Annotated in this window: 14 protein-coding genes and 2 pseudogenes; 5 read left to right on the forward strand and 11 right to left on the reverse strand. The window is 72.3% G+C overall.

The window, feature by feature from the left end:
* Nucleotides 1-100: 100 nt before the first annotated feature.
* The gene (gene uvrA / locus DFQ13_RS24815; protein ID WP_110081532.1) at nucleotides 101-2,950 is read right to left on the reverse strand and encodes an excinuclease ABC subunit UvrA; all 2,850 of its coding nucleotides are present in this window, start codon (nucleotides 2,948-2,950) and stop codon (nucleotides 101-103) included.
* A gap of 254 nt (nucleotides 2,951-3,204) precedes the next feature.
* Between uvrA and DFQ13_RS24820 the strand changes: the two are divergent.
* Nucleotides 3,205-3,888, forward strand: a pseudogene (locus DFQ13_RS24820) (maleylpyruvate isomerase N-terminal domain-containing protein); the annotation flags it as partial.
* Here DFQ13_RS24820 and DFQ13_RS35275 read toward each other — a convergent pair.
* Nucleotides 3,861-5,129 (reverse strand): acyltransferase family protein, encoded by a 1,269-nt coding sequence (locus DFQ13_RS35275; RefSeq protein WP_110081533.1) that lies wholly within the window; start codon nucleotides 5,127-5,129, stop codon nucleotides 3,861-3,863. The pseudogene DFQ13_RS24820 and the gene DFQ13_RS35275 sit on opposite strands and share 28 nt — an antisense overlap.
* 126 nt (nucleotides 5,130-5,255) lie before the next feature.
* Between DFQ13_RS35275 and DFQ13_RS24830 the strand changes: the two genes are divergently transcribed.
* Nucleotides 5,256-5,933, forward strand: a complete 678-nt coding sequence (locus DFQ13_RS24830; protein WP_035285097.1) for an MBL fold metallo-hydrolase — start codon at nucleotides 5,256-5,258, stop codon at nucleotides 5,931-5,933.
* A gap of 66 nt (nucleotides 5,934-5,999) precedes the next feature.
* Here DFQ13_RS24830 and DFQ13_RS24835 read toward each other — a convergent pair whose 3' ends face one another.
* Nucleotides 6,000-6,230 (reverse strand): PhdYeFM domain-containing protein, encoded by a 231-nt coding sequence (locus tag DFQ13_RS24835; RefSeq protein WP_233438565.1) that lies wholly within the window; start codon nucleotides 6,228-6,230, stop codon nucleotides 6,000-6,002.
* A 179-nt stretch (nucleotides 6,231-6,409) separates the two neighbouring features.
* Between DFQ13_RS24835 and DFQ13_RS24840 the strand changes: the two genes are divergently transcribed.
* Entirely contained in the window at nucleotides 6,410-8,317 is a 1,908-nt protein-coding gene (locus tag DFQ13_RS24840; RefSeq protein WP_146241355.1) for a UvrD-helicase domain-containing protein, read from the forward strand.
* A gap of 256 nt (nucleotides 8,318-8,573) precedes the next feature.
* Nucleotides 8,574-8,924, forward strand: a complete 351-nt coding sequence (locus tag DFQ13_RS24845) for a DUF1801 domain-containing protein (RefSeq protein WP_035285093.1) — start codon at nucleotides 8,574-8,576, stop codon at nucleotides 8,922-8,924.
* A gap of 25 nt (nucleotides 8,925-8,949) precedes the next feature.
* Here DFQ13_RS24845 and DFQ13_RS24850 read toward each other — a convergent pair whose 3' ends face one another.
* A complete protein-coding gene (locus DFQ13_RS24850) occupies nucleotides 8,950-9,741 on the reverse strand; it encodes an endonuclease I family protein (protein ID WP_407643205.1) in 792 nt (263 codons plus the stop codon).
* Nucleotides 9,730-10,071, reverse strand: a pseudogene (locus tag DFQ13_RS36010) (DUF6359 domain-containing protein); the annotation flags it as partial. The pseudogene DFQ13_RS36010 and the gene DFQ13_RS24850, both read right to left, overlap by 12 nt.
* 466 nt (nucleotides 10,072-10,537) lie before the next feature.
* On the opposite strand from DFQ13_RS36010, the gene DFQ13_RS24855 reads away from it, so the two are divergent.
* Entirely contained in the window at nucleotides 10,538-10,912 is a 375-nt protein-coding gene (locus tag DFQ13_RS24855) for an FKBP-type peptidyl-prolyl cis-trans isomerase (RefSeq protein ID WP_110081536.1), read from the forward strand.
* A 21-nt stretch (nucleotides 10,913-10,933) separates the two neighbouring features.
* Here DFQ13_RS24855 and DFQ13_RS24860 read toward each other — a convergent pair whose 3' ends face one another.
* From DFQ13_RS24860 to DFQ13_RS24885, 6 genes are all read right to left on the reverse strand, one after another.
* A complete protein-coding gene (locus DFQ13_RS24860) occupies nucleotides 10,934-11,632 on the reverse strand; it encodes an alpha/beta fold hydrolase (protein WP_110081537.1) in 699 nt (232 codons plus the stop codon).
* A 113-nt stretch (nucleotides 11,633-11,745) separates the two neighbouring features.
* On the reverse strand, nucleotides 11,746-13,041 hold the full coding sequence (locus tag DFQ13_RS24865; RefSeq protein ID WP_110081538.1) for a diaminobutyrate--2-oxoglutarate transaminase: 1,296 nt from the start codon (nucleotides 13,039-13,041) through the stop codon (nucleotides 11,746-11,748).
* Between the two features lie 112 nt (nucleotides 13,042-13,153).
* On the reverse strand, nucleotides 13,154-13,690 hold the full coding sequence (locus DFQ13_RS24870; protein ID WP_110081539.1) for a hypothetical protein: 537 nt from the start codon (nucleotides 13,688-13,690) through the stop codon (nucleotides 13,154-13,156).
* Nucleotides 13,691-13,918: 228 nt separating this feature from the next.
* A complete protein-coding gene (locus DFQ13_RS24875; protein ID WP_233438566.1) occupies nucleotides 13,919-15,337 on the reverse strand; it encodes an MFS transporter in 1,419 nt (472 codons plus the stop codon).
* 70 nt (nucleotides 15,338-15,407) lie between these two features.
* The gene (locus DFQ13_RS24880) at nucleotides 15,408-16,460 is read right to left on the reverse strand and encodes a Gfo/Idh/MocA family oxidoreductase (protein WP_110081540.1); all 1,053 of its coding nucleotides are present in this window, start codon (nucleotides 16,458-16,460) and stop codon (nucleotides 15,408-15,410) included.
* 46 nt (nucleotides 16,461-16,506) lie between these two features.
* The gene (locus DFQ13_RS24885; RefSeq protein ID WP_110081541.1) at nucleotides 16,507-17,616 is read right to left on the reverse strand and encodes a transposase domain-containing protein; all 1,110 of its coding nucleotides are present in this window, start codon (nucleotides 17,614-17,616) and stop codon (nucleotides 16,507-16,509) included.
* Nucleotides 17,617-17,760 lie beyond the last annotated feature (144 nt).

Here is a 17,760-nt window from a genome sequence, read left to right on the forward strand (position 1 = left end):
ATCTCGCGGGCAACCGTCACCGGCTGTGAGCCGGGAACGGCGTACGGATGCGCACCGTGCCCGTTCGGGTGGGAACGGGCACGGTGCGCGGCCCGGTCGATCAGAGGACCTTGCCCAGGAACTGCCCGGTGTAGCTCTCCGCGACCTGCACCACGTCCTCCGGTGTGCCCTCGGCGACGACCGTCCCGCCGCCGGAACCACCCTCGGGTCCCATGTCGACGATCCAGTCGGAGGTCTTGATGACGTCGAGGTTGTGCTCGATGACGATCACCGAGTTGCCCTTGTCGACCAGGCCGTTGATCACGCCCAGCAGCTTGCGGATGTCCTCGAAGTGCAGGCCCGTGGTGGGCTCGTCGAGGATGTAGACCGTGCGGCCGGTGGAGCGCTTCTGCAGCTCGCTGGCGAGCTTCACCCGCTGCGCCTCGCCGCCGGACAGCGTCGGGGCGGGTTGGCCGAGGCGGACGTAGCCCAGGCCGACGTCGACCAGGGTTTGCAGGTGGCGGTGGATCGACTTGATCGGCTCGAAGAACTCCGCCGCCTCCTCGATGGGCATGTCCAGCACCTCGGCGATGGTCTTGCCCTTGTAGTGCACCTCCAGCGTCTCGCGGTTGTAGCGGGCGCCCTTGCAGACCTCGCAGGGCACGTAGACGTCGGGGAGGAAGTTCATCTCGATCTTGATCGTGCCGTCGCCCGCGCACGCCTCGCAGCGCCCGCCCTTGACGTTGAAGGAGAAGCGGCCCGGCTGGTAGCCGCGCACCTTCGCCTCGGTGGTGGAGGCGAACAGCTTGCGCATGTGGTCGAACACGCCGGTGTAGGTGGCGGCGTTGGACCGCGGGGTGCGCCCGATCGGGGACTGGTCGACCTGCACGAGCTTGTCCAGGTGTTGCAGGCCGTTGATCCGGGTGTGCCGCCCGGGCACCTGGCGGGCGCCGTTGAGCTTGTTCGCCAGGACGGTGGCCAGGATGTCGTTGACCAGGGTCGACTTGCCCGAGCCGGAGACGCCGGTGACCGACACCAGGCAGCCCAGCGGGAACGCCACGTCGATGCCGCGCAGGTTGTGCTCGCGGGCGCCGACGACGGTCAACTGCCGCTTCTTGTCGATCGGCCTGCGCAGGTCCGGCACGTCGATCTTGCTGCGACCGGCCAGGTAGGCGCCGGTCAGCGACTCCTTGTTGCGCAGCAGGTTCTTGAAGGTGCCGCTGTGCACGACCTTGCCGCCGTGCTCGCCAGCGCCCGGTCCGATGTCGACGATCCAGTCCGAGGTGCGGATGGTGTCCTCGTCGTGCTCGACGACGATCAGCGTGTTGCCCAGGTCGCGCAGCCGGGTCAGGGTCTCGATGAGCCGGTGGTTGTCGCGCTGGTGCAGGCCGATCGACGGCTCGTCGAGGACGTAGAGCACGCCGACGAGGCCGGAGCCGATCTGGGTGGCCAGCCGGATGCGCTGCGCCTCGCCGCCGGACAGGGTGCCGGAGGCCCGGTCGAGGGACAGGTAGTCCAGGCCGACGTCGAGCAGGAACCGCAGCCGGGCCTGGATCTCCTTGAGCACCGCGCCCGCGATCATCGATTCGCGCTTGCCCAGGGTCAGCGCGTCGAGGAACGCCGAGCACTCCCCGATCGACATGGCCGACACCTCGGCGATGGACCGGTCGCCCTGGGCGTGCTGGAGGGTGACCGCCAGGATCTCCGGCTTGAGCCGGGTGCCCTGGCAGGCCGGGCAGGGCACCTCCCGCATGTAGCCCTCGTACTTCTCCCGCTGCGACTCGGAGTCGGTCTGCTCCTGGCGGCGCTCCAGGAACGGGATCACGCCCTCGAACGCGGCGTAGTACGAGCGCTGGCGGCCGTAGCGGTTCTTGTAGCGGATGTGGACCTGCTCGTCGACGCCGTGCAGCACCGCCTTCTGCACCTTCGCGGGCAGCCGCCGCCACGGGGTGTCCATCCGGAACCCGAGGGCTTCCGACAGCGAGGTGAGCAGCCGGGTGAAGTACTCGGCGGTCTGCCCGCCCGCCCACGGGGCGATCGCGCCGTCGAGCAGCGACAGCTCGTCGTCGGGGACGACCAGCTCCGGGTCGACCTCCTTGCGGATGCCCAGGCCGGTGCACACGGTGCAGGCGCCATACGGGGAGTTGAAGGAGAACGAACGCGGTTCGAGGTCTTCCAGGCCCAGCGGGTGCCCGTTCGGGCAGGCCAGGTTCTCGGAGAAGCCGCGGCGGCGGCCGGGGTCCTTCTCGTCGAGGTCGACGAAGTCCAGCTCCACCAGGCCGTCGGCCAGGCGCAGCGCGGTCTCCACCGAGTCGGTGAGGCGCTGCTTGGAGCTCGACTTGACCGCCAGCCGGTCGACGATGACGGCGATGTCGTGCTTCTCCTGCTTCTTGAGCTTCGGCGGGTCGGCCAGCGAGTGCGCGGTGCCGTCGACCAGGGCGCGGGAGTAGCCCTGGGCCTGCAACGAGGAGAACAGGTCGACGTACTCGCCCTTGCGGCTGCGGATGACCGGCGCGAGCACCTGGAAGCGCAGCCCGCCCTCCATCGCCAGCACCTGGTCGACGATCTGCTGCGGGGTCTGCTTGCTGATCGCCTCACCGCAGGTGGGGCAGTGCGGCTTGCCCGCGCGCGCGTAGAGCAGCCGCAGGTAGTCGTAGACCTCGGTGATGGTGCCGACCGTGGACCGCGGGTTGCGGCTGGTCGACTTCTGGTCGATCGACACCGCGGGCGAGAGGCCCTCGATGAAGTCGACGTCCGGCTTGTCCATCTGGCCGAGGAACTGCCTGGCGTAGGCCGACAGCGATTCGACGTAGCGCCGCTGCCCCTCGGCGAAGATGGTGTCGAAGGCCAGGCTCGACTTGCCGGAGCCGGACAGCCCGGTGAAGACGATGAGGCTGTCGCGGGGCAGGTCGATGTCCACGCCGCGCAGGTTGTGCTCCCGGGCGCCGCGAACGACGAGGCGGTCGGCCACTGAGGTCCCTTCGGTAGAAAACTGCTGGTCGGGCTGCCGGCGGCGGGCGTGCGGCCCCTGGTCGGAGGCGCGCGGCAGTGCGGGTGGCACCCACTTCGGCGGCAGGCGGTCATGCTAGGACGGGGCACCGACAATTCTCGCCGACCGCTTCCCGGCCCGCACCCCAACCCGGGTCTACCCGCCGGTGACGCGCGGACGCCTACCCTGGGTGGTGACGGGTGCGCCGCGCCCGCACGAGGCAGCCGGGGGTCTGGATGAGTGCAGCGAGCACGTCGGCCGGTTCAGCGGTGGGCCGGGGCGGTCCGCCGGACCAGCGTACGCCCGACCGTTCGACCGCGGCCGACCGCGCCGCGTCGGCCCACGGGTTGCTCCGGCAGGCCTGGTCGGTGCTGCGCGAGCGGGTCGCCGGGCTCGACGAGGACGCGTTCCGGGCGCCGAGCCTGCTGCCGGGGTGGAGCAGGGCGCACCTGGTGAGCCACCTCGCGCGCAGCGCCGACGCCCTGGTGAACCTGCTCACCTGGGCCAGGACCGGCATCGAGCACCCCGCCTACCCCAGCCGCGCCGACCGCGACGCCGACATCGAGGCGGGCGCCGACCGGCTGGCCCAGGTCATCCGCGAGGACCTGGGCGCCGCGTGCGACCGCTTCCACGTCGCGGTCGAGGGCCTGGCCGACGACCAGTGGTCGGCCACGGTCGCCCACTACACCGGCCGCGCGTTCCCGGCGGAGCAGGTCGTGGAGATGGCCCTGTTCGAGGCGTGGAACCACCTGGTCGACCTGGACGTGGGCGTGGGGTACGCCGACGTGCCGGACGCGGCGCTGGAGCGGCTGCTCGACCACGCCGTCCGCCCGCACCTGGCGCGGGTGGACGGCGAGCCGGTGGTGCTGGTGGCCGAACTGGCCGGTGGGGCTCAGCGCCGCTGGGAACTGGCCATCGCCGCGGCCCCGGGGGCCGAGGAGTTGCGCGGTTCGGGCACCGCGGTGCTGGCGTGGCTGACCAGGGGCGACGCGTCCGGCATTAGCGGGGAGCCGCCGGAGCTCGCGGCCTGGGGCTGAGGCACCTGGGGCAGCTCGCGCAGCGCCTCGGCCGCCGCCAGCGCGGTGTTCTTGGCGGCGGCCCAGCGCCTCGGCCAGACCGTCGTCAGCCAGCGGTGCGCGGGCGCCTCGACCAGCCGGGTCATCGCCCACCCGGCCAGCACGGCCATGGCCGTGCAGAGGACCAGCCTGCCCCAGGCGCCCACCCCGGCGTCGAGCAGGAACCGGGCGAGCACGAAGCCCAGCTCCTGGTGCACCAGGTAGACGCCGAAGGAGATGCCGCCGAGCCAGCGGATCGGCCCGGCGAGTGAGCGCAGCACAGGCAGGTCCCAGTCCGGCCCGCCCGCGGCGGCCACGATGCCGAGCAGGATGACGCCGAAGGCGATCGTCGACGGGGTGTCGGCGAAGTACGCGTGCGCGTCCTGGGCGACCAGTGCGGCGAGCAGGTAGAAAGCTAGGTGCCTGCCGGAGAACCGGCCCTTGGTCCACAGCCAGATCGCCGTGCCGACGCCGAAGAGCGCCACCCGGTGCAGCGCGAGGCCGTCGAACACGGAGATGACCCACTGCTGGGCGCCGTCGCCGCGCCACAGGAACCGGATCACCAGGGGTGCCAGGATCAGGGTCCACAGCAGCACCGGCAGCTTCGCGCCGCGCCCCCAGCCGCGCGGCCACAGCAGCGCCGCCACGAAGAAGGCCATGACCTGCACCGGCAGCGTCCAGTAGGAGGCGTCGACCCAGTGGAACTGCGGGGACCACGCCTGCACCAGGAACAGGTTCGCCAGCAGGTCGGTCGGGGTGGGCAGGTACCAGCCGAACAGCGGCGCCACCGCCCGGGACACGGCGTAGGTCAGCACGACCGCCACCAGGTAGGCGGGCAGCAGCCGGGCCAGCCGGTTCCACAGCCAGGTGCCGGTGTTCCCGCGCCGCACGGTCACGCAGACGAAGTACGCGGAGATCACCAGCAGGGTGCTCGCGCCGAACTGCAGCGGGAGCACGAACGGGTAGGGACCCAGTTCGGGGTGGTTGATCGGCGACTGGTGCGTGATGTGCTGGATGACGACCGAGTAGACGGCCAACACCCGGATCACGTCCCAGCTGATCTTGCGCGGGGACCGCTTCTGGTTCGCTGTCTCAGTGGTGTCCACGTGCTCACAGGTGTTCGGCGACGGGGGCTCGTGTTAGCGGATCACGCGTTGGTAACAGGGTACGTTCCCCGGGTACGAGCATCTGAAACGGGTACCCGGCCCGGCCGTGCGCTAGCGTCGGTCGGCGTGGACTTCCTCGACGACTACACCGGCCACGTCGAACCCGGTGGACCGGCCGCCCGGCGCACCCTCGGCACCCTGGAGGTGACGAAGGTCTCGGTGGGGCCGATGGACAACAACGCCTACCTGCTGACCTGCCCCGCCACCCGCGAGGCGCTGCTGGTGGACGCCGCCAACGACCCGGACCGGCTGTCGGACCTGATCGGCTCCGGCCCCGACCGCCCCACCCTGCGCACCATCGTCACCACCCACCAGCACGGCGACCACTGGCAGGCCCTCGGCGCCATCGCGGGCAAGTTCGGCGCCGAGACCATCGCCCACAACGACGACGCGGGCCCCCTCCCCATCCCCCCGGACCGCCTGGTCATCAACGGCGACAAGATCGCGGTGGGCGAGGTCGAGCTGGAGGTCATCCACCTGCGCGGCCACACCCCCGGCTCCATCGCCCTGCTGTACCGCGACCCGGAGGGCACCCCTCACCTGTGGACGGGCGACTCCCTGTTCCCGGGCGGCGTCGGCAAGACCACCCTCCCGGAGGACTTCGAGTCCCTGATCAACGACGTGGAGCACCGCCTCTTCGACACCCTCCCGGACGACACCTGGTTCTACCCCGGCCACGGCGACGACGGCACCCTGGGCAACGAGCGCCCGAAGCTCCACATGTGGCGCGAGCGCGGTTGGTAGGTGAATGTCGGGCGCTCCGGCGAGCGGGCCGGTATATCTCCTCGCCGGAGCACCTGCCCGATGCGCTCAGCCAGGTGGACGCTTCCACGGATCGCTGTCGCTGACGCGTTCCTCAGAACCGAAGAACTCATCAGCTTCCTGCCGCAGTGATGCGCTTCCAATGCTGGGCAGCCGCCGGTGGCGCCGCATCAACTCTTCGGCCGTCATCCGCCGTCTGCGCGGAAGCGGGCCCAATTCAGCGACCTCAACACCGTTGCAGGTGATGCGGTACGTCTCGCCTTCCTGGACGGCATCCATAGCGGCAGTGGAGTTGGCACAGAACTCCTTCCGACTGATTCTACGCATGTCGAGAGCGTAACCACGCATTTCCAGACGCCACGCCAACTGCTTTGCACCCATTGATGTGGATTGGGCGGGCTGCGGATGACCATTACGCGCTAGATTGGTTACCCAGGGTCACAGACGGGGGGTGCGGCGTGCCGGGTGCGGTGGAGCTGGTCGCCGGGGTGCCCGGGTTGGATGCCGGGCAGCGGCGGGTGTTGGCGGCGCTGCTGGAGCACACCGCGACCGGGGGTGGGTTGTTCGTCCGGGTGGGGCGGGCGGCGGGTGAGCCGGACGCGTTCCAGGTCAGCCGGGGTGGGGTGCGCGCCGTGGTGGTCGACGACCTGGCGCCGGACGCCGGGACCGGGCGGGCGTTGGTGCGCCACGCCGAGGAGCACTGTGCCGGGCTGCGCGGGCCGGGTGGGCGGGAGTTCCCGTCGACGGCGGTCGGGGTGGTGTGGGTGCGGCCCGGGGCCGAGCCCACCTGGAGTCGGGACGACCGGCTCTACCAGGCAGTGAACGAGACCGGGTTGGCCGTGCTCACCACCCGGGAGACCAGGCACCTCAGTGCGGCTGCGGCGAACCGGGTGGCGGGTGAGTTGGCCAAGCGGTTGCGGGCCTACCGGCGGTTGTCCGTCGGGCCTGTCCCGCCCGCACCGGAGCAGGGGGAGTTGATCGACGGCGGCGTGGTCGTGTCGGACGTGGTGGATGCCGCGCGGGACCGGCCGTTCGAGAGTTGGTTGACGTTCCTGCACCCGTCGCAGCGCAGGTTGGTGACCCGCCGCTACAGCGGTCCGGCGCGGATCAGTGGGCCCGCCGGGACGGGGAAGACCGTGGTGGCGCTGCACCGGTTGCGCCACCTCGCCCGCAGGCACAGCGGGCCGTTGCTGTTCACCACGTTCGTGCGCACCCTGCCGGAGGTGCACGCGCGCGCCTTCCGCACCCTGGCACCGGAACTCGACGGCCGGGTGGAGTTCACGAACCTGCATGCCTGGGCGGTGGAGTTCCTGCGCGCCAGGGGCACCGCCGTGCTGCTGCAGAGCAAGGTGGTCGACGCGGCGTTCGGCCAGGCTTGGCTGCGGGAGCGGGTGCACCTCCAACCGGTCGAGCCCACCTCCGGCTACTGGCGCGACGAGCTGACGCAGGTGATCGGCGGGCGCGGGGTGGGCACCTTCGAGGAGTACCTGGCGGTGCCCAGGCGCGGGCGCCGCCTCCGCCTGACCGAGTCGCAGCGCGAGGCGGTCTGGCGCCTGCACGACCGCTACCGCGACGAACTGGCCCGCCGGGGTGCCTGCGACTTCACCGACGTGATCACCCTGGCGGACCGCGAGGTCCGGCGCCGCCCACCGGAGCGCCCCTACGCCGCCGTGGTGGTCGACGAGGTGCAGGACCTCCCCCTGGTCGGTCTCCGCCTGCTGCACCGCTTGGCGGGCGACGGCCCCGATCGCCTCCTGCTGGTCGGCGACGGCCAGCAGCAGGTCTACCCCGGTGGCTGGCGGTTGTCGGAGGCGGGCATCCCCATCCTGGGCCGCGGTGAGGTGCTGCGCGTGAACTACCGCAACCGCACGGAGATCCTCGACTTCGCCCGCCGCATCGAGGCCACCGACACCATCGACGACCTCGACGGCGGCGCGGGCGTGGCCCTCCGCGACGCCGAGGCCGCCCACTCCCCCGGTGGGACGGTCACCACCTGGCGCGGCACCGACGCGGAACTGCCCGCGGCGCTCGTGGGCGCGGTGCGGGCGCTGCGGGTGGACCCGGACCGCACCGCCGTGATCGCCTTCGGTCGGGGGGCGGTGGCCCGGTGCCGCGCGGTCCTGGAGAAGGCGGGCGTCGCGGTCACCCCGCTGGAGCGCTACACCGGCGAACCGGACGGCACGGTGAAGGTGGGGACCGTGCTGCGGGCCAAGGGCCTGGACTTCCAGGCGGTCCTGGTGGTCAACACCGGCGAACCCCCGGACCGCGACGACGAGGGGGGTCGCCTGGGCGAGCGGCGGAAGCTGGTCGCCGCCACCAGGGCCCGCGACCACCTGTGGTGGGCCACGGTCACCCCGAACACCTGATCTCAGCGATACGAGCAACCCCAACACATCCAGCCCAGGGCCTGACCAACCCCGCCCTGACCAACCGCGCCCTGGCTGCCTGCCACCCCGAACCCCTCCGGCCCAGCCGCCGACCACCCGAAAACCGCAGGCCCGGTGGCGGAGGTCGTGGCCGAACTGGGTGGTTCGACCTTGCCGGAGAAAGTTCTCAGGGTGTGTCGATTTTCGGGGCGGGCCGTTCGACGCAGGGGTGAGAGTCCGAGAAGAGGAGCCCGCCATGCCGAAGTTCGCCACTGTGGACGAGTACACCGCCGCGCTCGCCGAGCCGCTGCGGGAGATCGTGGAGGGGATGCGGCCGGTGTTGTCCGGTGCGCTGCCGGAGGCCACCGAGGGGCTGTTCCACGGTGCGCCGACCTGGAGCGTGGGCAAGGCGCGCGTGTGCTTCGTGAAGGCCCACGGCTCGCACGTGGCGTTCGCCCTGTGGCGGGGGCAAGACGTCGAGGACGCTTCGGGGCGGTTGGAGGCGATGTCGAACCGGATGGCGCAGGTGCGACTGCGGTCCGCATCGGACATCGATCCCGCGGTGTTCGCGGGGTGGCTGCGGCAGGCGCTCGCGCTGGAGGGCTGAGCGCCCGCCGCGGCCTGGGTGGGGGTCAGCCCCAGATCGACGTGACCCACTCGGGGTGGTCGATGAACGGGTTGCGGTTGTGCTGGTAGGTGTCGTAGATGACCTGGTTGCGCCGCTTCTCGAAGGCGTCCGGCGGGTCTTGGGCGTTCCACTGCTTGAGCACCGACAGCTTGCCGATGTTGGGGTTGCTGCTGTTGGAGGTGCTTTCGTTGACCTCCAGGTCGGCCCAGCCGTCGCCGCCCTCGTAGCGGACGGACATGTAGAAGATCATCCGGGCGACGTCGCCCTTGACCGCGTTGCGGGGCTCGAAGGAGTCGGCGTCGGTGTAGCTGCCGGAGGCCTCGGTGACGGGGGAACCGCCGTTGTCGAAGTCCTTGTTGCCCCGGGTGGAGTTGACCGAGACGTCCTCGGGGCGCAGGTGGTGGATGTCGGTGCCGGGGCCGGTGGCGGTGCCGAAGTCGCCGTGGGACTTGGCCCAGACGTGCTCGCGGTTCCAGTCGTCGACGCCGCCGCCGTTGGTGGACTTGGACTGGGATCGGCCGGAGTAGACCAGGATGACGTTGCCGCTGTTGTTCGGGTCCTGGTCGGTGTTCTTCAGCGCCGCCCACACCGCGTCGTAGCTGAGCTTGGTGACGCCGGTGCTGATGATGTTGTGCAGCGCCGATTCCAGGGCGGGGCCGGTCTTGCCCAGGGCGCTCGCGTAGTAGGTGCTGTCGTAGTCACCGCTGCCGCCGCCGGGCGCGCTGGTCGGTGGGGTGGTGGTGCTCGACGGCGGGGTGCTGCCGCCGACCGTGGCGAAGGCGGTGGTCGAGGTCAGGCCCGGGTGCGAGAAGTAGGCACCCAGCGTGCCGGTGACGTCGAGCTGCTTGCCCAGCAGGGAGGGGTTGGACTTGAGCCCGTAGCCGGAGCGGTGGGCGGTGGGGATCTGCACGTAGATCATCCGGGTGGTGCCGGTCTCGGCCGCGGTGTCGGCGATGGCCAGCGCGTAGTCCGAGGGGTAGTTCGACCGGATGACGGTGTTGGTGGCCGTCGGCTGCCCGACCACGTAGCCGCGGACGGTGGCGGTGCCGCCGCCCTGCTGCGCGATGGCTTGGGCGACGGTGAGCGGGGTGGCGGCGCCTGCGGCAGGGGCCTGCAGCGCGACCATTGTGGTGAGGACGGCCACGAGGGCCGAGAACGTGGATAAGAGGGTCCAGCGGCGTTGGCGCACGGGCTTGAGTCCCTTCCCCGACGGCCGACCCAGCGGGGTCGACGCAAAGTGACTAAGTGTTCACGATCGAGTGAAGGCTGCCACGCGATAACGCACTGTGGCGTGAATTCGGTACGGCGTTCCGGTGTCGATCAGCGAACTGCGTCGGAAAGGTCCACCCGGACCGGGCCACTCGGCCGAACAGGGTTCGGCAGGAGGGCGGACACGAAAGCGCGGCCCTGCCGTCGGGGGGTGGCAAGGCCGCACCCCCTACGTCGCTCGGGCGCGGGGCGGTGTTACCGCCCGCGGCGTTCCCGTTCGACGAGTCCTGTCGGCACACCGGCCCGGGCGGGGGTCATCGCGCGTCGCGGTGGCGCGCGCGGGAGGATGCAGCGGCAAGCACAACGAGGTATTGGAGCAGAGCATGGCGCTGCAGAAGCCCGAGATCGACCGCCCCGACGGCCCGCCGCCCGCGGACCTGGTGATCGAGGACATCACGGTCGGCGACGGCGACGAGGCGAAGGCGGGCCAGGTCGTCAGCGTGCACTACGCCGGGGTCGCGTTCTCCTCCGGCGAGGAGTTCGACGCCTCCTGGAACCGCGGCGAGCCCTTCGGGTTCCCGCTCGGCGCCGGTCGCGTCATCGCGGGCTGGGACAGGGGCGTGCAGGGGATGAAGGTCGGCGGCCGCCGCAAGCTGACCATCCCGCCGCACCTGGGCTACGGCGACCGGGGCGCGGGCGGGGTCATCAAGCCGGGCGAGACGCTGATCTTCGTGGTGGACCTGCTCGGCGTCCGCTGAGCCGCGCGCTGGTGGACCGGCTCACGACCGGACCAGGTCGAGGCGGTCCACCAGCGCCAGCACCGCGTCCGGGTCCTCGACGTGCGCGTTGTGGCCCAGGCCGGGCAGGGTGACCGGGTCGTCCACGAGCGCGGCGAGGTGGTCCACCGGGGACATCGGGTCGCGCTCCCCCGCCGCCAGCACCACCGGGCAGCGCGCCGCTCGCAGCAGCCCCACCACGTCCGGGGCGCCGACCGCGAACGCCCGCGGGTCGAACGCCGCCCGCCACCGGCCACCCTCCTGGACCACCGATCGCGGGTTCGCGTCCGGGCCGGGCAGCCCGGCCAGCTTCACCGCCCAGGACTCCGCCTCCTCGCGGGTCTCGAACGCGCGGGGCGGGCGGGCGGCGAGCGCGGCGGCCTTGGCCAAGTCGTCGTCGGTCCACTCGACCTTGATGCCGACGCCCACGACGCCTTCGACGTCGAGCCCGAACCAGCCGCTGGCCAGGGTCAGCGCCAGCACCCCGCCGAGCGAGTGCCCGACGGCGACGTAGCGGCGGGTGGGGTCCACCTCGACCCCGGCGGCGAGGGCGCCGAAGGTGTAGCGGCGCAGGGGTTCCGCGCCGCCGTGCCCGGGCAGGTCGACCGCGACCGCCTCCCCGGGCCAGCGCTCGACGACACCGTCCCACACGGCCGCGGTGGCGCCGAGACCGTGCAACAGCAGCAGCGTGGGGTGGCCCATCGCGCCATGCTACTCAGCCGGAGGCGACGTGCTCCAGCCAGAAGTCCGGCAGCGCCACCGTCGACCGCGATCCCGTTGCGGGCACCTGTTCTGCGGCGGTGGACGGGCAGCGGTCAGCCCTGCTCCCGGCCCGGGGTGATCTCGCGGTGGATCGCCGCGTGCAGGACGCCCAGGCCGCGGTCGAGGTCGGCGCGGGTGATGGTGAGCGGCGGGGTCACCTTGAGCACGCTGTCGCGGCGGCCGCAGGTCTCCAGGATCAGGCCGCGGTCGTAGCAGTCGCGCTGGACGCGCTCGGCGGCCTCGGGGGCCGGGGTGTCGACGCCGACGACCATGCCGCGGGCGCGGGTGGGCAGGCCGAGGGCCCGCACGTCGGCGGCGAAGCGGGCCATCCGGTCGCCGTGCAGGGCCAGGCGGGCCAGGAAGGCCGGGTCCTCCCAGAGGTCGAGCGCGGCGGCCCCGGCCACGAAGGCCAACTGGTTGCCGCGGAAGGTGCCGGTGTGCTCGCCGGGCTCCCATACGTCCAACTCCGGGCGCAGCAGCAGCACCGAGATGGGCAGGCCCGCGCCGCCCAGCGACTTCGACAGGGTGATCGCGTCCGGCACGATCCCGGCGTGCTCGAAGCCGAAGAACCGGCCGGTGCGCCCGCAGCCCGCCTGGATCTCGTCGCACACCAGCGGCACGCCCCTGGCCGCGGTCAGCTCCCGCAGCGCGCGCAGCCAGCCCGCCGACGCCGGGTAGACCCCGCCGTCCATCTGCAGCGACTCGACCAGCACCGCGGCGGGCGGGCCCGCGCCGCCGCTGGGGTCGTCGATCAGGTGCGCGAGCACGGCCAGGGAGTCGAAGCGGCCGGTGGGGCCGTCCTCGTAGGGCAGGAACAGCACGTCGCCGCCGAGGTGGTGCCCGCCGCGGGCGGCGCGGGAGCCGGTGACCGACAGCGAGCCGTGCGACATGCCGTGGAAGGCGCCGGTGAAGGCCACGACCTGGCGGCGGCCGGTGGCCTTGCGGGTGACCTTGAGCGCGGCCTCGACGGCGTCGGTGCCGGTGGGGCCGCAGAACTGGACCCGGTGGTCGAGGCCGCGCGGGGCCAGCACCACGTCGCGCAGCCGCCGCAGGAAGTGCCGCTTGGCGGTGGTGTGCAGGTCGAGGCCGTGCAGCGGGCCGCCGGAGTGCAGGTACTCGACGAGCCGGGCGACCATCCTCGGGTCGTTGTGGCCGTAGTTGAGCGCACCGGCGCCGCAGAAGAAGTCCAGGAACTCGCGGCCGTCCTCGGCGACGAGGGTGCTGCCGCGCGCCGAGGTGAACACGGCGGGGAACTTGCGGCAGTACAGCCGGACCCGCGACTCCACCTCGTCGAAGACCGACGAACCCGCCGACCCCGCCTGCCCGGACTGCACTGCCGCAACGGTCATGCCCGGGGAACGTACTCCTGCCGCCACGGACAGCGACGATCGGCTACCCAGAGATGCGACCGGCCGCACACCCGGGACGGGGTGCGCGGCCGGTGGCGGGCGGTCGGGCGGGTCAGCAACCGCCGCAGTTGTAGTAGGTGATGTCCCAGTGGTTGCTCTCCAGGTAGTAGATGTTGCCGCTGCCGGAGCGCCACTGGTTGCCGCCGATGGCGGTGAAGTTGCGCTGGATGTAGCCGGTGACGCAGGAGCTGAGGCTGATGTCGATCTTGTAGCCGTTGTAGTGGCTGTAGGTGCCGCTGGCGTGGCCGACCTCGGTGCCGCCGGTGATGTTGACCGCGCAGCCGCTGGCGCTCTTGAACGTCTGGCCGCCCTGCACGGTGGTGAGGTTGATCTGCTCGAACGACGTGCAGGTGGAGTTCTGCCGGTTGGTGCAACCGCCGCTGGAGGACCAGGTGATGCCCGAGGAGCGGAACCGCGCGGCGGCGTCGCTCTGGCTGAGCTTGGTGACCTGGATGGAGATCGGGGCGTCGGCCGGGGTGGACACCGGGTCGTGCTCGCCGCCGGTGGCCGAGGCGAAGCCGGTGCCGAGGGCGAGCGCGGCGACCGCGGAGGCGGCGACCGTGGCGAGGCGGAGCAGGGCAATGCGCATGGGGACGGGTTCCTTCCGGTGGCAGCCGCCACCGGCCCGGGGGCGCCGGGCTGGGGGTGGGGGCCTGCGACGAGGACAGGAGAGCGGGCCGCCGACGGCCCGGTGGTTCACGCGGGGTCCGGGTCAGCCGGTGCGTCGCTCCCAGGACGGGAGCGTAATGCGCTCCCGCGGACCCGCCCAGGGGTTCGGCCGGCTATTTTCCAACCGGGCACCCCTATGTTCCGGAAGCTAAACCCCAACCGCCGTCCGCCGGTCCGCCCGCCGCCGGTCGAGCACGGCGACGACGAGCGCGAGGGCGATGAAGGCCACCGCGCAGCCCAGCGCGGTGGCGGCGGCGTGCGCGAAGCTGCCGGTGGCGCCGAGCACGACGTGGAAGACGGTGCTGAGCACAGCAGTTCCGACGGCGGTGCCGATCCGCTGGCCGGTCTGCAACAGCCCGCCCGCCACCCCCGCCATCCGGTTGGGCACCTCGGCCAGGGTGAGCGTGGTGTTCGGCGAGATCACCGCCCCACCCCCGACCCCGGCGACGAGCATCGGCACGATCATCCACCACACCACGGCAGACCCGCCCACCACCAACGTGATCAGCGCGACCGCCCCCAACCCCACCGCCACCAGGCACAACCCGACGACGCTCAGCAGTCGCCCGAACCGCTCCACCAACCGCCCGGCCACGGCCGAGGACACCGCCGACCCGAGCGCGAACGGCGTCACGGCGAGACCGGACTGCAACGGCGTGAAGCCGAGCCCGGTCTGGAAGTAGAGCGCGAACACCAGCCAGATCCCGGTGAACCCGCAGAAGTACGCCAACCCCAGCCCCAACCCCGAGACGTAGCCGGGGGTCTCGGTGAACAGCCGGGTGTCCATCAGCGGCGCCCGGTCCCGCCGCACCACCCGGTGCTCCCACCGCACGAACCCGTACCCCACCACGAAGGCCACGGGGAACAACCACCACAGCGAGGCGAACTCGTCCGCCTCCACCAACGGGAACAGCAGCGCCAGCACGGCCAACCCGAGCAGCCCGGCGCCGACCACGTCGATGTCGGGCCGGTGCCGCCCGCGCACCTTCGGCAGCAACCGCGCCGCGAGCACCAGCGCCACCACCCCGATCGGCAGGTTCACGTAGAACACCCACCGCCAGCCACCGGGGTCACCGAACAAGGCGAGGATCACCCCACCCGCGATCGGACCCACGGCCGTCGAGATCCCCACCGTGGCACCGAAGATCCCGAACGCCCGACCGCGCTCGGCACCGTGGAACAGGTCCTGGATCAACCCGGAGTTCTGCGGGGTCAGCAGCCCACCGGTGAACCCCTGGAGCAACCGGGCCGCGACCAACCACCCCAGGCTCGGCGCCGCCCCGGCCAACGCGCTGGTGAGCACGAACCCGGTGAGGGCGATGAGGAACATCCGCCTGCGCCCCAGCGCGTCCCCGAGCCGCCCACCCGCGACGAGCGACAGCCCGAAGGTCAGCGCGTACCCGGAGACGACCCACTGCACGGCGGAGGGCGAGGCCCCCAGGTCGGCCTGGATGGACGGCAGCGCCACGTTCACGATGCTCACGTCCAGCAGGCTCATGAACCCCGCCGCCTGCGTCACCGCGAGCGCGCGCCACCGCCGGGGGTCGGGCGCCTGGTCGTCATCCACCCACCCCACCTACCCACTCCCCCGGAAGCCCACACCCCGGGGAGAGCCGGGCCACCCGGAAGCGGGGCCGCTACAGGGCGACCGGCTTCCCGCTCGCCGCCGAGCGGATCGCCGCCTCGATGGTCTCGGTCAGCGCGATCGACTCGGCCACCGCGACCGGCGGCGGCCCGTCGCCGCGCACGCAGTCGCGAACCCCGCGGTAGAACGCGAGGTAGTCACCATCCACAGTGGGGACGACAGTCTCGCCGTCGGGAGTCGTCAAAGTGCCCCAGCGGTCCTCGCCGTAGACGCCGAAGCCCTCAGCCGTCGGCGGGGTTCCCGCGCGGGAGGCGGCTTCCTGCGGGTCCAAGCCCCAGCACCGGTACCCCGCGGTCCCACCGGCCACGGCGAAGCGCGGGGTCACCGGCATGGTCACGTTGCTGGCCCGCAGGTACGACCGGACACCGCCCTCGTGGGTGAGCAGGATGGTGGCGTCCTCGGCGACCCGCACCTCCGGCCGCGGCGCCCGGGTCTCGGCGTACACCGTCACCGGGCGGCCGAACAGCACGATCGCCTGGTCGGCCAGGTGGGTGCCCAGGTCGTAGAGGATGTTGGCCATGTCGGCGGGGTCCGGGCTGGCGCGCCAGGCGGAGCGGACCGCCTTGGCGCCGCGCTCGAAGCGGGACTCGAACCGGCCCACCTGGCCGAGGGTGCCGTCCTCGACGAGCTTGCGCACGGTCAGGAAGTCGCCGTCCCAGCGGCGGTTCTGGAAGGCCGTCAGCACCTTCCCGGTCTGCTTGGCCAGCTCCCCCAGCGCCCGCACCCCGCGGGCGGTCGCGGCCACCGGCTTGTCCACCACGACGTGCAGGCCCGCCTCCAGCGCGGCGGTGGCCTGCTCGACGTGGAACCGGTTGGGCGAGGCGACGACGACCAGGTCGACGTCGTCCGCGTGCCGCCACAGCTCGTCGACCGACGGGTGCACCACGACGTCCGGGTGGCGGTCGCGGGCGGTCGCGGCGCGCTCCGGGTCGCCGGTGACGACCGCGGTGACCCGCAGGCCGTCGACCGCGTCGACGAAGGGGGCGTGGAAGGCGCTGCCCGCCAAGCCGTAGCCGATGACCGCCACCCTGGTCTCGTCCGCCATGGGTCCATCCTCCCGCCGCACCGGCACCGCGCCGCCCGGCGCGCCGCTAAGCCAAGTCCACCATGGTGCTCCGGCGGGGCGTGGGATTCTGCGCGGTACTGGGCGAGTCCTCCGACGCGGAAACCTGGCTTGCCGCTTCCTTACGCCAGGGGCGGGCCGCCTGGTACACGCAGAGCATCGCCCACAGCTCCTGGGTCACCCCGTCGGGGTCCTGCGACCGCAGGGTCACCGGACCGGTCTCCAGGGTGTCGAACAGCGCCTCGAACCGCCACCGGCCGCGGTGCAGCGCGGCCAGCTCCGCCACCGGGGCCTGCTCCGGGTCGAGCAGCGTGGTCACCAGCACCGCGTCCGGCACCTCCAGTACCCGCACCGCCACCGACGAGGCCAGCGGGTCGTGGTCGGGGACCAGCCGGGACAGGAACGTCCCGTCCGGGAGGGGTTGCAGCCGGGGCAGCGCGACGGACGGGCGCGGGCACCAGAGCAGGTCGGCGCCGACCTCCGCGGCGGTGTGCCAGAGGTCCTGGGCGCGCCCGGGCCGGTGCGAGACGACCAGGGTGCCGGGGGTGAGCGCGTCGAGCACGGACCGGCCGGGGTCGTCGGGGGCGGTGCCGACGCCCACGTCGACCAGCACCCCCCGCCCGGGTGAGGCGAGCACCGACAGCCACACGTCCGGCCCGCCGAAGGCGGCGAGGTTGGCCGGGGTGTCGGCGACGGAGACGGCGCCGCTGTCGAGGGTGCACACCCGCAGCCCGCGCCAGCGCTCGTCGGCGGCCCGGCCGGAGCGCTCGTCGGCCGCGCGGTCGGCGAGCGCGCGGCCCTGCAGCAGCCTGCGCATCACCTCGGGGCCGAGCCGCTTGCGCGCCTTGGTGATCGAACCGGTGCTCGGCGCCGAGCGCTTGCCCAGCGGCACCCCCGCCCAGCGCATGCCTGCGGTGAGCCGGGCCAGCACCGCGTCGTAGCCCGCGCCGCCGAAGAGCCACAGCGCCAGGGTGAAGTAGACCATCGTGCGGGCGGGCAGCGACCGGGACCGTTGTTCGCGGACCCCGGCCGCGTCGATCGCGGCGTCGACCTCGGCGGGCGGGAACGCCTCGATCAGCATCCCGATCGCCACCCGGTCGGACAACCGGTCGCGCGCGGCTTTGGCCGCACGTGTCATTCCGCCCACCAATGGACCTCTCAACCCGATGTTGCACCAGCGCACTAAGGAAGTAATGAACCTGTCGATCTTGTCGACCAGTGCGGCGACATGAATAGCATCGGGCACGGCCCCAGCGCCAGAGCCCCCGGGACGCAAAAAGAT

It is taken from the genome of Actinokineospora spheciospongiae (assembly GCF_003182415.1).
GTDB classification, from domain to species: domain Bacteria; phylum Actinomycetota; class Actinomycetes; order Mycobacteriales; family Pseudonocardiaceae; genus Actinokineospora; species Actinokineospora spheciospongiae.

What these genes read in the sequence shown, in the direction of transcription:
- DFQ13_RS24860 (WP_110081537.1), bottom strand. Translation starts at nt 11,632, where the DNA reads ATGGGCCACCCCACGCTGCTGCTGTTGCACGGTCTCGGCGCCACCGCG.
- DFQ13_RS24855 (WP_110081536.1), top strand. Translation starts at nt 10,538, where the DNA reads ATGGCGCTGCAGAAGCCCGAGATCGACCGCCCCGACGGCCCGCCGCCC.
- DFQ13_RS24845 (WP_035285093.1), top strand. Translation starts at nt 8,574, where the DNA reads ATGCCGAAGTTCGCCACTGTGGACGAGTACACCGCCGCGCTCGCCGAG.
- DFQ13_RS24880 (WP_110081540.1), bottom strand. Translation starts at nt 16,460, where the DNA reads ATGGCGGACGAGACCAGGGTGGCGGTCATCGGCTACGGCTTGGCGGGC.
- DFQ13_RS24870 (WP_110081539.1), bottom strand. Translation starts at nt 13,690, where the DNA reads ATGCGCATTGCCCTGCTCCGCCTCGCCACGGTCGCCGCCTCCGCGGTC.
- DFQ13_RS24885 (WP_110081541.1), bottom strand. Translation starts at nt 17,616, where the DNA reads ATGACACGTGCGGCCAAAGCCGCGCGCGACCGGTTGTCCGACCGGGTG.
- DFQ13_RS24835 (WP_233438565.1), bottom strand. Translation starts at nt 6,230, where the DNA reads ATGGATGCCGTCCAGGAAGGCGAGACGTACCGCATCACCTGCAACGGT.
- DFQ13_RS24865 (WP_110081538.1), bottom strand. Translation starts at nt 13,041, where the DNA reads ATGACCGTTGCGGCAGTGCAGTCCGGGCAGGCGGGGTCGGCGGGTTCG.